Raw genomic sequence first — 20,060 nt, forward strand, 5'->3', positions numbered from 1 at the left:
AATGAAAACAACAAGAAATTGTTCGCTTTTTCAAAATCTTGTTTATTACTGAGGAGGTCTATCATGACTGTTCAAACTCAAGAATTAGAAGTTTTATCGGATGATAATTTAAATGTCGCAGAGAACCTAGAGCAATCTGAGGATGCCGATATTTCTGAGGACAGCCAACTCAGTGATTATGCAAGCGATTCTTGCGATGCCACGCAGATCTATTTGCGAGAAATCAGTAAGTACCCGCTTTTAACAGCAGAGCAAGAAGTTGAATTTACGCGCAAAGCGCAAAAAGGTCATACTCCTTCGCGTCAACGTATGATTGTCAGCAACTTACGCCTTGTTGTTAGAGTCGCCAGAAACTACCTGAAAAGCGGAATGCCGCTTCTGGATTTAATCGAAGAAGGCAACATGGGCTTAATCCGTGCCGTGGAAAAATTCGACCCAGAACGTGGATTCAGATTTTCAACCTATGCAATTTGGTGGATTCGTCAGTCAGTTGAACGTGCCATTATGAATCAGAACCGCACAATTCGTATTCCAATTCATATTTCAAAAGAATTGAACTCGTACTTGCGCGCTTCTCGTGAACTGGCACAAAAACTTGATCACGAACCAACTGCTGAAGAAATAGCAGAATTAGTAGGCAAGCCAGTAAGAGAAGTTGCGGAAACATTAAGACTGAATCAAAAAGTCACATCTGTTGACACTCAAATTGGCGAGCGCAAGAACAACGCTTTGGTCGACATTATGGAAGACGACCAAAGTAATACACCGGAAGATTCACTGCAAAGTAATAAAATGCAAAAACAAATCGTTTCCTGGTTGTATGAATTAAGCCCTAAACACCGTGAAGTTATTGCTCGTCGTTTTGGATTACTTGGCTACGATGCAGCAACATTGGAAGAAGTCGGCAATGAAGTTGGATTAACTCGCGAAAGAGTTCGTCAGATTCAACTAGATGGTTTGGGTTTATTGAAAATTAAAATGGCTCGACATGGTCTGGATTTCCAAACCCTGTTAAGCAATTTGCACTGATGTTTGACGTTCATTTGTTCTATTCCTCGTAACATTTGTTATTTTGCAGCCTGCCATCAGGCTGCTTTTTTTTGCCTGCAATAATCTAAACCTATTCCCAATGTAAACTGGGTAATCACGCATAAACACTGAACCATATCACCTTGTTTACACCTGGAAGAGGTCATTTTTAAACCCCAATATTTTAGAAAATTGTCATTTCAGGTAGAATGCACGATTTTGTAAAAATAAGAATTCCAAGAAAGAGGACGTAGCTTGATATCTGACGCAGAAAATTATCAGGGAAAAGACAGCAAACCCACAGGAGCCTTTGCTCGCTTTTTGGCAACTGTCGAATGGCTTGGCAATCTACTTCCCCATCCAGTGACATTGTTTGCGCTGTTTGCTCTTTTCATAGTAGTGCTCAGTGGCATTCTGGGTTATTTCGATGTGAGCGTTCTGGATCCAAGGCCAGAAGGCGCCAAAGGCCGCGAAGCAGATGGGGTCATAGAAGTCATCTCCCTCATGAATGCCGAAGGCTTACAACGCATCGTCACCGGGCTTGTTAAAAATTTCACTGGCTTTGCCCCTCTGGGTACAGTGCTTGTCGCCTTATTAGGCGTTTCTGTCGCAGAACATTCCGGACTGCTTTCCACAGCCATGCGTTCACTGGTTGTCAATGCCTCTAAGCGCACTGTAACCGTCGTTATTGTCTTTGCCGGCATCATATCAAACACAGCCTCAGAATTAGGCTATGTCGTACTTATTCCTCTTGCTGCCATGATCTTCCATTCACTAGGCAGGCATCCATTGGCGGGATTAGCCGCAGCTTTTGCTGGTGTTTCAGGGGGTTATAGCGCCAACTTATTGTTGGGTACAGTTGATCCTCTACTTTCCGGTATCACCGAATCTGCAGCTCATATGATAGACCCAAGCTACCGTGTTGGCCCAGAGGTAAACTGGTACTTTATGTTCGTCAGTACCTTTGTTGTGGCGGCGATGGGTGCCATCGTTACTGAAAAAATTGTCGAACCAAGACTCGGTAAATATGACCCTTCGGAAGCGTCCGTCGAACTAGGTGAACAGAAAATTGAAAAACCCACCGACCAGGAACGCAAAGCTCTTAAATTTGCGGGTCTTGCGTTTTTTGCGGTTTGTGGATTGTTGGCTTGGTCGGTAGTTCCAGAAGACGGCATTCTTCGTCATCCAGAAACTGGCGAGGTCGCAGGTTCACCATTCCTCAAAGGTATCGTCGCCTTCATCTTCATTTCTTTTGCTATTCCAGGCTTCGTTTACGGACGCATCGCTGGCACTATGAAAAACGACAAAGACGTCATTAATGCCATGGCGAAAAGCATGGGTACCATGGGCTTGTATATCACACTGGTATTCTTTGCCGCTCAATTCGTTGCTTTCTTCAAGTGGACAAATTTGGGAACCGTTATGGCAGTTAAAGGTGCCGGCTTTTTACAAGCTGTCGGCCTGGATGGCCCGGAAATTTTTGTGCTGTTTATTCTTATGTGCGGCATCGTCAACCTGTCATTAGGTAGTGCATCAGCGCAATGGGCTGTCACCGCGCCTATTTTTGTGCCAATGCTCATGTTGGTTGGTTACTCTCCGGAAGTTATTCAAGCTGCTTACCGAATTGGTGATTCAGTGACTAACGTTATCACCCCAATGATGAGTTACTTTGGTTTGATCCTTGCCATAGGAGCTCGCTACAAGAAAGACATCGGCATGGGAACCCTCATCGCCACTATGCTGCCTTACTCAATGGTATACATAGTGGGCTGGACGTTGCTGTTCTACATCTGGGTATTCCTGTTAGGCATGCCAGTAGGCCCGGGCGCAGCCACCTACTACGGAAACTAATGCCTACAAGCCTTTATCATTGGCTAAAATGAATAAACCGATCTATGCTTGCGGCCATAAACGCAAGCATAGATTTAAGCGCCAGGATACAACTAGTGCTCAATTCATGCGCAACTTATGTTCAACACAAGAGAACAGCTAACTGACCAATGAAATATCAAGGAAATACAGACTTTTCTCATCATCAGGCCGACAAAATCGGAGTATTAATTACCAACCTGGGTACTCCACAAGCGCCAACCAAACAAGCACTCAAACCTTATTTAAGAGAGTTTCTTTCTGATCCTCGAGTGGTTGAGGTGCCCAAAGTCATATGGCAATTAATATTGAACCTGATCATATTAAACGTGCGCCCCGCCAAATCTGCCCACGCCTACGCCTCGGTCTGGACAGAGCAAGGCTCACCGTTGATGCAACACACATTGGCTCAGAAAGACAAATTAGCCGCTAAACTGCATGACATGTTTGGCGACGACGTTATTGTCGATTGCGCCATGCGTTATGGCAACCCCGCCATTAGTGATGTGATCGACAGCATGTTAAAACGCGGTGCTCGCAAACTGATCGTGTTACCGCTATACCCGCAATACTGCGCTTCCACCACTGGCAGCACCTTCGACGCTATTGCCCACGACTTCACGACTCGTCGCTGGTTGCCCGATTTTCGCTTTATCAGCCACTATCACGACGATGAGCGCTATATTCAAGCCATCGCCAACAGCATTGAAGCGCACCAGAAGCAAAATGGTAAGCCCGATAAACTGATTTTTTCCTATCATGGTATTCCACTGCGTTACCTGAAAAATGGCGACCCGTATCATTGCGAATGCCACAAAACCACACGCCTGGTTGCTGAAAAACTGGGGCTATCCAAAGACCAATACATGACCACCTTCCAGTCCCGATTTGGACGCGAAGAATGGTTACGCCCTTACACAGACGAAACCCTGAAATCACTGCCAGCCCAAGGTGTAAAATCCGTGCAAATGATCTGCCCGGGCTTCTCGGCAGATTGTCTGGAAACCATTGAAGAAATCGGCGTAGAAAATCGCGGTTATTTTATGCAAGCGGGGGGCGAGGACTATCAATACATTCCTTGCCTAAACAGCAGCGACCAACACATTGAGATGCTAGCAGGGTTAGTGGGCGATAACTTACAAGGTTGGAAGTCAAGTTCACAAGAAGACATAAACACTCGCGCAGAACAGTATGCGCAACATCAAAGTGAGAACCCAAATGTCTGAACGAGCGCCCCAAATTTGGGTTGATGCCGATGCCTGCCCGAAATACGCACGAGAAACCCTATGCCGAGCAGCAGACAGAACTCACATTCATATCACCTTTGTCGCCAACACCTACCTGCGCTTACCGCCATCCGCGTACACGCAATTTGTACAGGTAGAAAAAGGCTTTGATATCGCCGACAACGAAATCGTCAAACGCGCCCAGGACGGTGACTTGGTTATCACCAGCGACATCCCCCTTGCATCGGAAGTTATCGATAAAGGAGCCCTGGCACTTGCGCCACGCGGAGAGATGTTCACCAAAACCAATATCAAATCACGCCTGAACATGCGCGACTTTATGGACACCATGCGCGCCAGCGGCGTAGACACCGGCGGCAGCCCCCCCATAAGCCAAACCGAACAACGAGAATTCGCCAACGAACTGGATCGCTGGCTGGCGAAGAATAAGCCTAAAAATTAAGTCGATAGAGCTCCTGAGATAAACTCAGTATGACGCTCATTCTCTATATCAGTTTTGTTCTATATAAACCTTACGCTATAGAAGCATTAAGCCAGATGATGTTTATACTCAATATCGTCATTCTGGCGAAGGTCTGAATCTCTCACCAATTCGGCTTGACCCAAAGCGACGTTAGTAGTTCAATCCCCCACTAGCTTGTCATCTCCATGCAGATGGGGATCCATAAACTCGGAATTTGAACCAAAGTACTTCGTTGCAAGCAACTGCGTTTATGGGTTCCTGCCTTCGCAGGAACGACAGGAAGTGTATGGATTTAAGCTTGGAATAAAGAGATGCTGATAGCCATCAGCATGATGAAATAAAATGTCATACAAACCATTCCTGCCGTTTTTCTATATGGCAGTAATGATCCAACCAAAAAACAACGGCTCTTCACTTTTAAAATCACATCCCAAATCGCATTTAAAATCACACCTACGAAGCCAGTTTAAAAAAGCGAAAAAGCAGGTAGATCAGATGATAGACAACAGCGCCGATGCGAGCTTATTCGCGTTGGTGGACGAGTGAATCTGGTTGAATAAGATTCAATAAAAAGTAGCAAAAAAACACCAGAAAAATACGGCTTTTAAACAAATCATCCAAGGCACAACCTCAATCCTCTATTACATTTATCATTTGTTTAAAAGCCGTAAGGTATCGCGTAACTTATTAACCTAAAACAATATTCTAAACAATGGCCTGTACCTATATACCTCTTGAAAGAATCAGACGCATTCAAACCAAATTACACAGACTGCTCTACATTGATAATTTGCCATGCCAAAAGCACATCCGACTCCAAAGACTGAACATCAAAATCTGATGCCACTTCACCACTTTTTAATTTTTCAACAAATGACTGAATAACCATTAAAAAGTTTCCAGCTACAGTTTTTGTATGAGGATGTTCCTGACCTAACTTTATTTTCATTATAGCTAAAGCTCGTTTATACAACGGCAACGCCCTGTCATACGCTCCCATTGCTCTGTGTAAACCGCCAAGATTGTTTAACGTCGTCGCGACATCTGGATGCTCGGGACCCAATACCGCTTCACTAATAACTAACGCTCGCTCATACAACGGCAACGCCTTCTCATACGCTCCCATTGATTCATATAAACCACCAAGATTGTTTAACGTCGTCGCGACAGATGGATGCTCGGGACCCAATACCGCTTCACTAATAACTAACGCTCGCTCATACAACGGCAACGCCTTCTCATACGCTCCCATTGCTCTGTGTAAACCGCCAAGATTGTTTAACGTCGTCGCGACAGATGGATGCTCGGGACCCAATACCGCTTCACTAATAACTAACGCTCGCTCATACAACGGCAACGCCTTCTCATACGCTCCCATTGCTCTGTGTAAACCGCCAAGATTGTTTAACGTCGTCGCGACATCTGGATGCTCGGGACCCAATACCGCTTCCCTAATAACTAACGCTCGCTCATACAACGGCAACGCATGAAGGTAGCTGCCCTGATATTGAAAACGATAAGCCGTTTGGTGCAATGCCAGCGCAAAAGTGCTGCTCTTATGAAAGATGTAGGTGAAAAACTGTTGTAGAGGCTGTAATAAATGAAAATCTCCGGGAAATCGACTGTTAAAATGTTCGTCAGACAAACTAGCAATTATTTGCTTTAAATAAGCATCTAATGTTTTTTCCTGAATAACAGATATTAACGAACCAGATTCATTCCCCGTGTTAAATAGTTGTCTGGCAACATCCGAAACAACTGGATGCAGGTTATAACGTCTATCTTCAGTTCTAGCAATCCATCCTAGTTTCTCAAGCTGATTAAGTTCTTTAAGACTCTCTAGCTGGAACCACTCTTTGACTCTCTTTTTATCAAAATCTGCACCATTAAAATGCCCTAATAAAAATAAAATATGCTGATACCTTTCATCCAGCTCAGCAATATTAAATAATGACCGTAATGCATCGGTCAGGTGTTCTGTATGATCCTTACCATCTTTTAGGTAATCAGCTTCTTCATCCAGTGCATGACTCAAATCGAAACCATGTTGCTTTAACTTTTCCAGCATTTCGGACGGTTTAAGCTCACCGGCATCCATCGTTTTTGCGATCAATTCGATCGTTAACGTATGTTGCCCGGCTTTAGCAATAAGCACCTCAACCAATTCTCTTTCTTCAGTTTTATAAAAACACTGAAACAACTTGTAGCAATGTTCTTTAGAAAGAAAGCCTACAGGCTGGGCAACAAACCCCTGGAGTTTTTGTCGAGAGGTGGCTATTAGGGTAAAACCTGCATGACCTATATTCTTGAATTGGTGAAGCAGATGATCATCAGGATCACGAATATCATCTAGAACACAGAGAATTTTTCCAGTGAAATGACCAAAACGTTCGATAAGCACGGCAGGATCATCTTCTATTTTCAGCCGCTGATAAATTTGACTTCCCAACAAACCGGTTTCTATGCCGTCCCTACAACTTACCCAGGCAATATGATCAAAGTGAGATAAAGCAACGCCATTAAACCACCGGGCACAAAGCGTAGATTTACCAATGCCCCCTAAACCGGAAAGTAATACTAAATTCTTGTTTTTTTCATTAACAACGGCTTCGCTTAAAGCATCCAGTTCCACTTGCCGTCCAACAAAGTCAGGGCATTCAGGAGGGCAAGTGGTTAAGACTTTTTTGCAGGAGCAACCTCGCTTTCTGTTGATTGCCCTTTAGTATCGAAATTTAATGTAGGATTATTAAGTATAGCGCCCTGAAAATTAAATTGATTATGAAGATCGCCCTCAATATTCGTTTCCTGCTTATTTTGGGTATTCTCTTGCTTAACGTCTGCTAAGACTTTATTCCACAAACTTGAAGACTGAATATACTCTGTTAATGCAGTTGTATCTGCTCGCACTTCCTGAGGAATGTTTCCGGTCAGTTCTGAGAGGCTGGTCGCGGTTTCATCACTAAAGATCCAACCTTTTAGCTTTTCCCTTAAGTGCGGAACCATAATTGCTCCGCCGTTTTTTAATACGTCGTAAGTAAGATTAATAAATACGCCCGCAGATAGAACGGCTACATCCATCATGGTAAGAAATCCTTTAAGCAAGTTAACATACCACCAAGCATATTTTATTAATGGATATTTTTAAAGGCTTTTAAAACTGCATTTATCTACTGGGATTTTCGGACTCCCGTGTTCTATTAAAGCGAGATTAGATTCCCGCCTGCGCGGGAACGACGGGAAGTATATGGATTTAAGCATCGTCATTCTGGCGAAGGCCAGAATCTCTCACCAGTTCTGCTTGACCAAAAACAACATTAGTCGCTCAAGCCCCCACTAATTTGTCATTCCCACGCAGATGGGGATCCATAAACTCGGAATTTGAACCAAAGTACTTCGTTGCAAACGACTGAGTCTATGGGTTCCTGCCTTCACAGGAACGACGAGAGGTGTATAGATTTAAACTTGGAATAAAGAGATGCTGATAGCCATCAGCATGACGAGATAAAATGTAATACAAGCCATTCCTGCCATTTTCTATATGGCAGGAATTATCCAAATAAAAGTCAGGGGCAATCTCTACCCCCGAATTTGTCCCTCGCCTAACACGACAAACTTTTCTGTCGTCAACGATTCTGCGCCCATTGGGCCGTAGGCGTGAAGTTTGCTGGTAGAAATGCCGATTTCTGCGCCCAGGCCAAGTTGTCCGCCATCGGAAAAGCGCGAAGAGGCATTGACCATGACCACCGCAGAGTTAATCTCGCGAGTAAAGCGGTTGGCGGTGCTGTAATCCTGAGTGATGATCACGTCGGTATGGCCTGAGCCGTATTCCTGAATATGCTCGACCGCAGCGTCATAATCAGCGACGATACGCACAGCAATTTCCAGTGCCAGATATTCAACATGCCAATCCTCTTCGGTCGCGGCTTCGGCCCCATCAAAATACGAAATAGCCTTTTCACACGCATGGACTTTCACCGATTTTTCCGCAAAGAGCTGAGCAACCACTGGCATAAAGTCAGCCGCGATGGATTCGTGAACCAGCAAGGTTTCCAGTGAATTACACACGCTAACACGTTGAGTTTTTCCGTTGTCGAGAATATTGAGCGCCTTGGCTAAATCCGCATCCTTGTCCACGTACAAATGACACACACCTTTATAGTGTTGGATCACGGGAATGCGGCTATTTGCCGTCACGTAGCGGATCAAACCTTCTCCGCCGCGAGGAATAATCAAATCCACGTCATCGCTCAAGGTAAGTAATTCTTGCATGATGGCGCGGTCAGGATCAGGGATAACGACAACCGCATCCGCAGCAACACCATGCTGTTCAAAAGCAGCATGTAAACATTCAGCCAAAGCCAGATTGGAGTGAAGTGCTTCTTTGCCACCGCGCAAAATCACGCCATTACCGGCTTTAAAGCACAATGCAGCAGCATCAATAGTCACGTTAGGGCGAGCTTCATAAATCATGGCTATTACGCCAAGCGGGATACGCATTTTTCCCACTTGAATACCACTGGGCAGGCGCTTGATATTATTGATACTGCCAACCGGATCGGGCTGACCCGCAATTTCTCTCACCGCATCGGCAATGCCTTGCAAACGCGCATGATCCAGCATCAAGCGATCCAGCATGGAAGCTTCGATACCATTTTGTTCAGCGTCTTGCAGGTCTCGCTTATTCGCGGCAATGATGTGCTCTGCACGTTGATGAATTTGCTCCGCTACGCTCATAAGCACAGCGTCTTTTTCCTGACTGGATAAATTGGCTAATTGCCTCGACGCCAGTTTGACTTTCTTGGCGGCGTCTTTAACAGAAAAACTCATTCACTACTCCAACTATTCTTTTCACTATGTTCTTTTCGCACTGGCTTTGTCACAGCATCGCCCATTTAACAACTTAAGGTCAGTGCTCTATCTACTTTCTTGTTATTTTTCTGTCGTTTTTTATGTTCTATTTACCAGGCTCTTATTTACTAAAGACCAGCACCATATCATCCCGATGTACCACGGCTTCACCATAAGTGTAGCCAATGGCCTGTTCAATTTTGTCGCTACGTAAGCCTTTAATGGCACTTAAATCGTCAGAGCTATATAAGGACAATCCTTTGGCAATATTGCCTCCATCAAAGACGATGTTTACCGCTTCGCCCGGCTTAAACCCACCTTTAACTTCGATAATCCCCGACGGTAACAGTGAAGCACCTCGTTCTGTAATCGCCTTACGAGCGCCGTCATCCACATGAATTTCGCCCGCAGTTTTCAAAGTGTGCTTTAGCCAGCGAGCACGAGCATTGTCTTGGGTTTGCCCGGAACGAAACAGCGTACCTTTGACTTTACCCGCTAATAAAGCGTCAAACACGTCGCCTTTACGACCATTTACAATTAGCGTTTGAATACCACTTTTACTGCATTTTTCCGCCGCTTCCAGCTTGGTTTTCATTCCGCCAGTACCAACACTGGAACCTGCGCCACCAGCAAGTTTGAAAATTTCCGGAGTAATGGTTTCCACTTCCTCAATCAAAGTAGCATCGGGGTTCTTACGCGGATCTGCCGTAAATAGGCCATCAATATCAGAACAGATAATCAAGGTGTCGGCTTGAGAAACCAGTGCTGTGTATGCAGCCAGATTATCGTTATCGCCCACTTTAAGTTCGTTAACCGCAACCGAATCGTTTTCATTCACGATAGGCAAGGCTTCTCTTGCCAACAGCTCGCGCAGGGTGTTTTGAATATTCACATAACGAGTGCGGTTGTGCAGGTCGTCATAGGTGAGAAGGATTTGCGCGCAAGGGAAATCAAAAAAGCGCGCCCAGTTCGCCATCATACGAGTTTGACCAATCGCTGCCATCGCCTGTTTTTCTGCGATCGACGGCGCATGGCGCGTAGCTACATTGGCGCGTCCGGCGGCAACGCTGCCAGAAGACACCAACACAACCTGTTTGCCTTGCAATCGGCTTTCGGTAATAAACCGGGCGATGGCTAATAAATATTTCGCGCTGCATTGAGTACCGTCGGGCGCAATAAGAGCGCTCCCAACTTTAATCACCGCTCTTTGCCATTCAAAATTCAACATACCCAAACCTCAGACTCACGCTGCACCAGTTAAGCCATAAGACTCAAACCATTAGACTCTATGCAAAAGAATAGAGCCGTTAGATTACGAAAAATACGGCGATACACAAGTAAGAAACAGGGGTGAAAACACAAAAAAACTCAATTTGTGACAAAACAATACATTTAACTAACAGATTGAGATAAAGAAGTTGTCCAAAATCCATGAGTCGAGTCAGAGAAACAGAGTCTGAAACCTGAAACCCGCTGACTGACAACCAGATGAAAACACACACACTCAACGTGATCACTACTTTTGACTCAAGAGAATCATTAATCAAATTGCAACGACAGGGAAAATAGCCAGGGATGGTTTTCTTGTTTTCAGCTCTACTTCAAGTGTGATCAAATTCATCTATTTCTCTCATATTCGTCGATATTTCACATTTCTTCACAAATAGCCCGCTTGACTAAGAGAAGGTGGGATTCTACATTAGCGCCCTGATTAAAGGCTGCGCCCTTGTTGATACTCAGCACCTTACAGATTTCTTCACCTTGTCACTCAAGCATTAACCAACGTAGGCACCACTAATGACAAGAATAAACAAGCTGGCTACCTGTCTATTGCTTCTGATTAGCCTTGCTCTATCCATTACTGCCAACGCCAATGCAACAGAAAGCGAAACCACCAATGCACCAGTGAATGAAGAGGATTTTCATTGGGAAGTAGATGTGGGTTTATTGTTGAAGCACAGCCAAACCCTAATCGACGGTTTAAAGTACGAAAGTAGCGATGCTGATCTGGATCTGTGGCTATCCGGCGGAGCTTATTATAAGAACTTTTTTATTGAATCCACACCTCGCATGGGTCGCCCGATAACCATCGGCTACACTCTAAAGCGCACGAAAGACATACAATTTAACCTGATCACTGGCACATGGTTTGGTCCCATTAGAGAAGATCAACAAAAAGATACCCATATTCTGGATGGCATTAAAAATCGCAATCCGTCGCTGGAAGCCGGGATAGAAATGAGTTATCGCTTCGACGAAGTAAACTTAAATATTCGTATGCTTCACGACATACTATCGGAGCATAACGGCAGTTTGCTTAGTGTGAATGTATCTAAAGCCTTCTATACCAAAACCATGATGATACTGCCTACGATAGGATTATCTTATTTGAGTGAGAATGCCGTGGATTATTATTATGGCATCGATGAGGACGAAGCGACGCCAACCCGACCAGTCTATCAACCGTCGGGAACCTGGGTTGCCAGTTTACATCTCTACCTTGAGCGTCCCTTAAGCGAAACCTGGTCTGTAATTAGCACAGCAGGTTACTTTACAGTGGGTGATAGCCTGTCGAACAGCCCCATTGTGCAACACGATTACGGCTATAACATCAGCGTTGGCGTGTTGAGAGTGTTCTAATCAATATGCAGCCACGCCGTCACTTTCCAACAAAGCAAATTAAGCGACACTCTATATTGTTTAGAGTGTTTGGTGCGCTTGGAGCCTTTAGCACCATGTTGGCTGTATCTCCAACTTTAGCTCAGGAATCCAATAGCGCTTTTGAGCCTGAAAATGTGGCAGAACAAAAACCATCTGGCGTTGAACTAAAAACGCCTGTGCCAACTCTAGTCGCCAGCCCCGGGCTCTGCGAATTACAAGAAGGGCAAACCGTTTGCAGCATGAATACCACGCTGATATGGGAAGTACCCCGTGCAGGCCATTATTGTTTGCGCGAAGCAGAACAGAAACTAGCATTGCGCTGCTGGGACAATAACTGGTCAGGCACGTTACAAGTGAATTTTGAAGCGGGTAATAATCAAACCTACCTGCTTACTCGCGGCGAAAACGGTACTATTGCCGCGAAAACCACCGTTACTGTTACAAGTACACTGGTACAACGTCTGCGCGCCAAACGTCGCCGTAGTTTCTGGCGTATTTTCTAATTTAATTTCCAGACTTTCTGCTGTTCTCGTACAAATAACAACCTGACTTTAACAATTTTTGACATCTGGAAAGCAATTTTACATCTCGCTGACAAAATGCCACATAACCCTTAAAGATTAAGACAGGGAAGCGCCTTAACATGCACCTAATCCATTCAGGGTAACAACATTAAGGAACTTGGAAATGAAAAAATTATTAACAGCACTGGCTCTGGTATGCGCCTCAACAAGTGTATTGGCAGATAGCTTAAGCCCTGCGAATCCAGTCTTGCGCCCCATTACGCTGGTCGATGGTGAAGTCGCCATCACTGGTGCTCTAGCCTACGGCGAAGAGAGCAACGGCGATAACTCATGGCAACTGGGCTTTAATGCAGGTTACGGTATCACTGATGACTTAACGCTTGATTTCTCCGGCCTTCGCTATCGCTTCCTCGCTCGCGAGGGCAATAAAGAAGGTTTAGAACTAACAGCTGGTGCAGGATTGCACGGCATGTACGAAACCCAGATGGAAGGCGATGATGAAACCTTCGGTTATGGTTTCGATATTTCAGGTAAATACGTTTTCAGCGATGACTTTGCCGTTAACTTTGGCGCTGGCTATACCTTATGGAATGGCGACGTAGTCAGTAACAGAAAAGAAACCTTCTATTCTGTAGGCGTACAAAAGAATATTGTTGAAAACCTAACGCTGATGGCGAATTACACTTATCGTGATCTGCGCGATTTTGAACAAGATCATGCATACTCAGCCACCATTGGGGTTAACTACAATCTGAACCGCAACACGGATATCGGCGTGTTTATCAGCAAAACAGATTTTGATACCTTGAAGAATGGCTATGAATCAGACTCTCAGTTAGACAAAGAAATCGGTATGTTTTTGCAATATCGCTTCTAACGCAAGTTGAAATTATCATAACAAGCAGCACAGTAAGGGGTAGAATAGCCTTACTGTGCTTTATTGATCTGAAAGCGTCGACATCTAAATAAGTGAGCATAACGACAAGTCACGCACAGAAAGTTGTAAGCAGCCCCTCAGCCGCAGTGAAGCGGCTGTGGAGCCTCAAGGGATTGATTTACGGCGAGTCTGAGGCAAATTTCTGTGCGTAATTGATGGCTCGGAACAACATTTACTCCCTGAGAGCGTTATTTAATGTCGATTCCCTCTTCAGCTCATACACTTTCGTTGCAATACTATTCAAAACAAAGGGACATCACACACTCATGACAACTGCAAATAACGAATTGGGTCATGTTTTTTTGGTCGAAGATGACACAAGTCTGGCTTCTCTGGTAGAAGACTATTTTACAATGCAAGGTTTTAAAGTCACGATCGAAGGCCGGGGCGATCTTGCTACAGCGCGAATTCTTGCCAAACAACCCGATGTGGTCATTCTGGATATTATGCTGCCCGGCAAAAATGGCCTGGATATTTGCCGTGAATTACGCGCTCAGTCCGACCTTCCCGTAATTATGCTCACCGCTCGCACAGACGAAATTGACCAAATCGTAGGATTAGAAGTCGGTGCCGATGACTATATTTGCAAGCCGGTTCAACCACGCTTATTGCTAGCCAGAATCAACGCTTTATTACGCAGAGCGCATCAAACAGAAAGCAATAACAAAGACGAAAATAGCAAAGATATTTTTCAGTTTGGTCAGTTAGCAATCAACAAAATTAAGCAGGAAGTGTTTATTGGTGACGAGCAAATAGACCTGACCACCAACGAACTGGAACTGCTGTGTTTGTTTGCTGCTCATGCTGATCAAGTGTTGTCTCGTGATGATTTGCTTAACAACCTGCGAGGATTTGGCTACGACGGCCTGGATCGCACGGTCGATATGCTGGTCTCAAGACTACGTAAAAAGCTGCATGATTCCTCAAACAAACCACAAAAAATTAAAACCGTGTGGAAGAAAGGATACTTGTTCGTTTCTGACGCATGGCAAAATTAAAAAGCCCCATAGGTTGTAAACTGCAAAGATGAGAAGCCTGTTTTTTCGATTGTACCTGTTGCTCACGGTTGCCATTGTTGGTTTGGGCTGGAGTATTGATCAATTCATTGATAGCTATGATAAACAAGCTTCACTCACCACCGATCTGGATATACACAAAGGGACATTATTCTTACTGAATAAAGAACTAAAACGCCAACAGGAAGGCGAACGTTTGGCTTATCTCAATGCCGTGTCTTCTTCTTTTGGCTACCCGGTAAGCCTTATCAACCAAGAGCAGTTGGGCACTCAAGCATGGCAAAACCTGCAAATGAACGAAGAACAGCAGCATTATCTGAATATGGGCGGCATTGTCACCCTGTTTAATGATATTGAAGGAACAAGCTGGTTCATTCAAAAACTGTCAGACAGCCATCAAGTTATCGTACTGGGGCCGATCATCAACGGCACAGCCAGCCAGCCGACAGCAATCTACACCATGGTGTTCTTTGGCGGGCTTGCCTTTGTGGTTTTCCTCTGGGTATGGCCCATCTCCAGAAGTTTGATGTCGCTGACCAAAGCTGCAACCGCGTTTGGCAAAGGAGACTTTTCAGTTCGAGCCACCACGGATATATCAAGGCCGCTTCATGAATTGATTGTCCGCTTTAATGCCATGGCAGATCGTATTCAGCGCCTGATCAAATCTCATAAAGAGTTATCTCATGCGGTTTCCCATGAATTACGTACCCCCATTGCCCGAATTCGCTTTGCAATGGAAATGGTTCGAGATGTAAAAGAGGAATCTGCCCGACAAAAGTATCTGGATACCATGGATGAAAATATTGAAGAATTAGACAGCCTGGTTGATGAATTACTGACTTATGCCCGATTTGATCGGGAAGATCCGAAACTCACCATCGAACAACATAATCTGGTGAACGTTATTAATAACATTGTCGATAAATTCCGCGCCCCCAATGCCAACTTGCGCTTCTCTGTACTTTGCTCAGATGAAGGGAGAATTACAGACAAAAACCTAAGCATTCTCTGTGATTTCGATAAAGACGCGATTACCCGTATTGTCGATAATCTGATCCGCAACGCTGTACGCTATGCAAACCAAGATGTTCAGGTTGTCATTCTTGATGAACAACAACATGTATCAGTACATATCAATGACGATGGTGCAGGCATTCCCGAAGAAAACTGGAACAACCTGTTTGATCCTTTTGTTCGGCTGGATCAAAGTCGAGACAGAACGTCAGGCGGCATAGGACTAGGGCTTGCGATAGTAAAGCGCTATATAGAATTACATAAAGGAAATGTATCGATCGGAAAATCGGAAATTGGTGGCGCGAGTTTTAAATTACAGTGGCCTAAGCAGCTACAAAATTAAGAAGTGGGTTTTAAGAAAAAGAGAAGTTAGCTCGTAGACTCTACAACATTGTAACCACGCCCTTGCATACAACGTATCACAATCTTTTTTCTTTCATCTCTGGCATCGTAAGCACCACCAGCCATGCCAATGGCGGCACCAATAATAGCTCCGGCAATAGTGTCTTCCTTACTTTCGCCTATGCCGGATAGCGCTCCAACAACAGCACCGATAATGCCATCAGATTTAGTATCTTCGTTAATATAGTCTCGCTGTTGCGCCACTTTCTGGCAATCAGCCAAATCCGTTTCATAGTTAGCTAAATCACCACCATCAACAATTGGACGATGTTGCGCGCCGGTTGATAAACATCCGGTTAATGACGTGAGAATAATGCTGGTAATAAGAAGTTTTCTGCCATATTCAGCGCCATCACTAATCATTGTACAACTCCAAACATCGTGGTCTTGATGGCAGAATAATGGCAAATTTGAAGAAAATTTACTGTATAAAAGTGTATAAAAGTTAATTTTATAAAAAAAATTTACTACATTTTAAGCCTTAAAAGGATGCCAAAAGCAGTACACTTTTCAATCACAGAGCGGCTAATTCGTATAACTTCCGATAATCAAATAAGCCCTGAAAAATCCCCTCTAGACAAAAGATAATGTGGAGTTGGCCGATAAGCCGGGTTCTGTCGAGAACAATCATTCATCTAGGCCAATGATCACTCATTGGCTCAAGCAACCTACCCGGTTCCAACGCGGGTCACGCCATACGGAACCCTATTTGGTCTTGCTCCAGGTGGAGTTTACCATGCCACAAACTGTTACCAGTTGCGCGGTGCGCTCTTACCGCACCCTTTCACCCTTACCAACAAGTCGAAACCTGCTGGCGGTCTACTCTCTGCTGCACTTGTCGTCGGCTCACGCCGCCCAGACGTTATCTGGCACCTTACCCTTTGGAGCCCGGACTTTCCTCCACCTCGCTACCTGAGCTCACTATTAAAAACGGTATTACTGACTATACTATTTAATGAACTCAGGTAGCGAGGCAGCGATTGTTTGGCCAACTCCACGGCGCATTCTAAGCAATTATCAGGGGTTGTAAAACGAAATCTTTATGCTAGATAATGGGGCTCCAAACAAATCGTCGATACTTTGCTCTATTTACGAACGGAATAAGAGTGAAATTTTAGTTTGGAAGCTAAATCTAAATTGATGCACCTGAGAATGAAAGGTAGGAGTTTGTCTTGTATTCCCTATTTCCCCTGTGCAACAAATTTCGATGACCCCTAAGATGCAAGTTTGGAGTCGGGGATTCAGGTGGAGGCAGTACTGTGACTAGCATAACCATTACGTAAAAATTCGGTGTCATCTGACAGGCCACTGAGGTTTAGAGGTCATGTAGGTAGTAACAACGTCAGAACATATGAGTATATGAGCAATCATCTCATCAAGTTAACGAACTGCAATCCAGATAAATTTAAGGTCGCATAGATGCTTCACGGTAAAATAGAAGATTCGATTTTTTCTAAAGCAATAAAAAGTCTCGTTAAGCGGATACATGATCAAACACCCGTTCAAGACTCTCTATATGAGCAAGCCATAATTTACTTCCGGGAACAGATTGAAGTAGAAAAACAACTGGCTTTCGCTGAACAGAATATTCAGGAATCAAACAGCGCTCTGGCGAACAATTCAGATGCAAAAAAAGCCAAAAGTCTGGAAGGCCAGCTTGATAAAGCTAACAAGATGCATCAAAGCCTAAAGCAAGAGCAAGAGAAGAAGCGCCAGCATAGATACAACCATGTCGTCAAAATCTCTAATGAAATTCTCGATTTATTGGATGGTGAAACGCAAGAAGAGGCCAATAACAATACAGCTAAAATGCTTGGAACCTTGCAACTTATCTCTCCCATTGAAGGCAACGGTATAGCGCAAGCGAACCAGCGAACCAAGCATTTATATAAAACCGCCCTGTGTTTGAAGCTACTAGACTATCTGCTGGAAAAGAAACTCATTACCAACACCTTTGTATTACAGAAATATCAGGAACATCAAATCTGGAAAAGTAGTAAAGACCAGTCCAAGCCAGAACATTCGCCCTTTAGAACCGATGTTCAAATTCCATTAATTATTGCATCTCTATTTCAAGATGTAGGGCATTACCATCCGGACGCCCAGCTTATATTAAAGGGGCCAGACGGCAAGCTTGATGAATTCAGAGCATTAGACAAAGACGAACGTACTCAATTATTGAAGGTCAGCTATCAGCAAGCCTTACGCTATGTCACCTTTGGCGTTGGCATTGACACTTACAAAGGTAACTCTAAGGAAGATAGAGACATCTTCTATAAGGAAGAACAGGAAAAGCTGAAATTCACCCGTATCCTGTTAAAGAGTGCTATTAACCCGGAACAAGGCATTGGTAACTTGCTGAAAGTACCGCAGGTATATTGCTCAGTTGTGATGTCGACCAAGAATAACTACGCCTACGAACACCTGCCAAGAGTGAAATTGGTCATGGATAAAGGCGCAGAAGTCGGCGCTTATAGCAAGGCGGTATCCGACGCGCTGATCACCATTACCGGCGTATTCCCACAAGGTTATGGCGTCACTTATATTCCAAAAGATTCAGATCGTCAGGATCTGGATCGTTATGAATATGCCATTGTTGTTGGCTTGTTCCCGGAAAATATTGAAGTGCCCGAATGCCGGGTTGCCACTCGAAACCTGACCTTTAATGCCTTTGGTGTGAATGTAATCGTTAGTAAAGAGAACAATTTGTACTTCAATGTCGCGCGTAAAAAGCTGGAAAAGATGAGCGAGGAACGTTTGGAAGAAATCTTACGTAAGTTATGGTCTAACTATGAACAACGTAAACATCTGGATTTGATCCCCAAATGCTGGTTCCCATACGAATATTTTTCCTATTCAAAGTTCCAGAACATATGGAACAAAGCCAGTGAAAGAGTGAAAAACTAAGGCGTTGCTTCATAGGCAACGCCTTACACTTCAATTTACTTCATTGATAAACCAATCTGGTATAACTGGTTCTTCTTCAAATCATAGTGCTTGGCGACAACAGCCGCCGCTTTCTTCAATGGCATTTCTTCCGCCAACACCGTCAACAAAGACAAGGCTTCCGCAGGAATATCCTGCTCGCCCTTGTCAGCTCCAGCAATCAACAAAACAAACTCGCCCTTGCTGTGAGCGGGATCCTCGGCTAACCAATCTAGTCCATCCTGAGCCGTACCAGAAACAAATGTCTCATACTGTTTGGTAAGCTCTTTCGCGATAACAATGTGCCGATCAGGATACAAATCTCGAATCACAGTTAACGTATCTTCCACTCGTCTTGGGGACTCATAGAAAACACAGGTGGCGATTTCATCCGCCAAGACTTCCAACGCTTGTTGTTTCGCCACTTGTTTAACAGGTAAAAAACCCCTGAAACTAAACTGATCAGTCGCCAATCCGCTGGCACACATGGCGGTAATGACAGCACTTGCGCCGGGAATAGGAACAACGTCTATACCTTCCTGACGGCACAGATTCACCAAATGATACCCAGGGTCGCTAATCAACGGCGTACCGGCATCTGAGATTAACGCAATAGAAGCGCCCGATTTTAGCTTCTCAATGAGATGGCTGGCGCGTTGCTTCTCATTGTGATCATGCAGAGACATCATCGGAGTTGAAATGGCATAGTGCTGTAGCAATTTCTGACTATGACGAGTGTCTTCTGCCGCAACCACATCTACCTGTTGTAATGTCGATATCGCTCGATAAGTAATATCTTCAAGATTACCGATCGGAGTTGCTACGATGAAAAGCTTGCCTAACGACACAGGATGCATCCCTTATTGAGTTCTAAACTGGCGCATTTTAAACTAAGCGCGCACTTGCCGTGTAGGTATTGTTGCAAAAACTGATTTTTAGCGCCAAATTTGCACATAAATGCAGAACAATGACACAAACACCGCAGAATGTTACACAAACAACGGTGATAATCGCTCAATGTAAGGTATGATACGAAAGCTCAATGAGCATTCTCTATCAAGATTGCGGAATAATATTATTTCTGGATATATGACAAGTCTCGAACAGACAGCCAATCACGCTCAA

Annotated in this window: 16 protein-coding genes and 1 other RNA gene; 10 read left to right on the forward strand and 7 right to left on the reverse strand. The window is 44.4% G+C overall.

All coding sequences use genetic code 11. The annotated features are described in order from the left end of the window. Positions 1–63 precede the first annotated feature (63 nt). The 4 genes from rpoS (at position 64) to KIH87_RS17225 (ending at position 4,587) form a co-directional block, all read left to right on the forward strand. On the forward strand, positions 64–1,029 hold the full coding sequence (gene rpoS / locus KIH87_RS17210) for an RNA polymerase sigma factor RpoS (RefSeq protein ID WP_232359088.1): 966 nt from the start codon (positions 64–66) through the stop codon (positions 1,027–1,029). A gap of 255 nt (positions 1,030–1,284) precedes the next feature. Further along, on the forward strand, positions 1,285–2,880 hold the full coding sequence (locus KIH87_RS17215; RefSeq protein ID WP_408635766.1) for an AbgT family transporter: 1,596 nt from the start codon (positions 1,285–1,287) through the stop codon (positions 2,878–2,880). Positions 2,881–3,029: 149 nt separating this feature from the next. Then, positions 3,030–4,124 carry a ferrochelatase gene (gene hemH, locus KIH87_RS17220; protein WP_232359089.1) on the forward strand — a complete coding sequence of 365 codons (1,095 nt, stop codon included), beginning with the start codon at positions 3,030–3,032 and terminating at the stop codon, positions 4,122–4,124. Then, on the forward strand, positions 4,117–4,587 hold the full coding sequence (locus KIH87_RS17225) for a YaiI/YqxD family protein (protein ID WP_232359090.1): 471 nt from the start codon (positions 4,117–4,119) through the stop codon (positions 4,585–4,587). The genes hemH and KIH87_RS17225 overlap by 8 nt, the downstream gene beginning before the upstream one ends. Positions 4,588–5,371: 784 nt before the next feature. Here the strand turns inward: KIH87_RS17225 and KIH87_RS17230 are convergent. The 4 genes from KIH87_RS17230 to proB form a co-directional block, all read right to left on the reverse strand. Next, positions 5,372–7,240, reverse strand: a complete 1,869-nt coding sequence (locus tag KIH87_RS17230; RefSeq protein WP_232359091.1) for a tetratricopeptide repeat protein — start codon at positions 7,238–7,240, stop codon at positions 5,372–5,374. Positions 7,241–7,281: 41 nt separating this feature from the next. Next, on the reverse strand, positions 7,282–7,689 hold the full coding sequence (locus KIH87_RS17235; RefSeq protein WP_232359092.1) for a hypothetical protein: 408 nt from the start codon (positions 7,687–7,689) through the stop codon (positions 7,282–7,284). A 495-nt stretch (positions 7,690–8,184) separates the two neighbouring features. Next, positions 8,185–9,435, reverse strand: a complete 1,251-nt coding sequence (locus tag KIH87_RS17240; RefSeq protein WP_232359093.1) for a glutamate-5-semialdehyde dehydrogenase — start codon at positions 9,433–9,435, stop codon at positions 8,185–8,187. Positions 9,436–9,577: 142 nt separating this feature from the next. Continuing rightward, positions 9,578–10,684 carry a glutamate 5-kinase gene (proB, locus tag KIH87_RS17245; RefSeq protein WP_232359094.1) on the reverse strand — a complete coding sequence of 369 codons (1,107 nt, stop codon included), beginning with the start codon at positions 10,682–10,684 and terminating at the stop codon, positions 9,578–9,580. 569 nt (positions 10,685–11,253) lie between these two features. Between proB and KIH87_RS17250 the strand changes: the two genes are divergently transcribed. The 5 genes from KIH87_RS17250 to KIH87_RS17270 all read left to right on the forward strand — a co-directional run bounded on the left by KIH87_RS17250 (position 11,254) and on the right by KIH87_RS17270 (position 15,951). Next, positions 11,254–12,096, forward strand: a complete 843-nt coding sequence (locus KIH87_RS17250; protein WP_232359095.1) for a MipA/OmpV family protein — start codon at positions 11,254–11,256, stop codon at positions 12,094–12,096. A gap of 5 nt (positions 12,097–12,101) precedes the next feature. Continuing rightward, positions 12,102–12,620, forward strand: coding sequence for a DUF3019 domain-containing protein (locus KIH87_RS17255; protein ID WP_232359096.1), 519 nt, complete (start codon positions 12,102–12,104; stop codon positions 12,618–12,620). Positions 12,621–12,804: 184 nt separating this feature from the next. Continuing rightward, positions 12,805–13,518: a porin gene (locus tag KIH87_RS17260; RefSeq protein WP_232359097.1), complete on the forward strand. Its 714-nt coding sequence runs from the start codon at positions 12,805–12,807 to the stop codon at positions 13,516–13,518. A gap of 326 nt (positions 13,519–13,844) precedes the next feature. Then, positions 13,845–14,576 (forward strand): response regulator, encoded by a 732-nt coding sequence (locus KIH87_RS17265; RefSeq protein WP_232359098.1) that lies wholly within the window; start codon positions 13,845–13,847, stop codon positions 14,574–14,576. 28 nt (positions 14,577–14,604) lie between these two features. Then, positions 14,605–15,951 (forward strand): ATP-binding protein, encoded by a 1,347-nt coding sequence (locus KIH87_RS17270; RefSeq protein WP_232359099.1) that lies wholly within the window; start codon positions 14,605–14,607, stop codon positions 15,949–15,951. A 26-nt stretch (positions 15,952–15,977) separates the two neighbouring features. Here the strand turns inward: KIH87_RS17270 and KIH87_RS17275 are convergent, their stop codons facing one another. Together KIH87_RS17275 and rnpB are read right to left on the reverse strand one after the other, a co-directional pair. Further along, positions 15,978–16,373, reverse strand: a complete 396-nt coding sequence (locus KIH87_RS17275) for a glycine zipper domain-containing protein (protein ID WP_232359100.1) — start codon at positions 16,371–16,373, stop codon at positions 15,978–15,980. Between the two features lie 224 nt (positions 16,374–16,597). Next, positions 16,598–17,006: RNase P RNA component class A (rnpB, locus tag KIH87_RS17280), an RNA gene on the reverse strand. Positions 17,007–17,429: 423 nt separating this feature from the next. Between rnpB and KIH87_RS17285 the strand changes: the two genes are divergently transcribed. Beyond that, complete coding sequence (locus KIH87_RS17285; protein WP_232359101.1) at positions 17,430–18,917, forward strand: hypothetical protein; 1,488 nt, start codon at positions 17,430–17,432, stop codon at positions 18,915–18,917. Positions 18,918–18,952: 35 nt separating this feature from the next. Here KIH87_RS17285 and rsmI read toward each other — a convergent pair whose 3' ends face one another. Then, positions 18,953–19,792 carry a 16S rRNA (cytidine(1402)-2'-O)-methyltransferase gene (rsmI, locus tag KIH87_RS17290; RefSeq protein ID WP_408635767.1) on the reverse strand — a complete coding sequence of 280 codons (840 nt, stop codon included), beginning with the start codon at positions 19,790–19,792 and terminating at the stop codon, positions 18,953–18,955. Between the last annotated feature and the right edge of the window lie 268 nt (positions 19,793–20,060).

It is taken from the genome of Paraneptunicella aestuarii (assembly GCF_019900845.1).
Taxonomy (GTDB): domain Bacteria; phylum Pseudomonadota; class Gammaproteobacteria; order Enterobacterales; family Alteromonadaceae; genus Paraneptunicella; species Paraneptunicella aestuarii.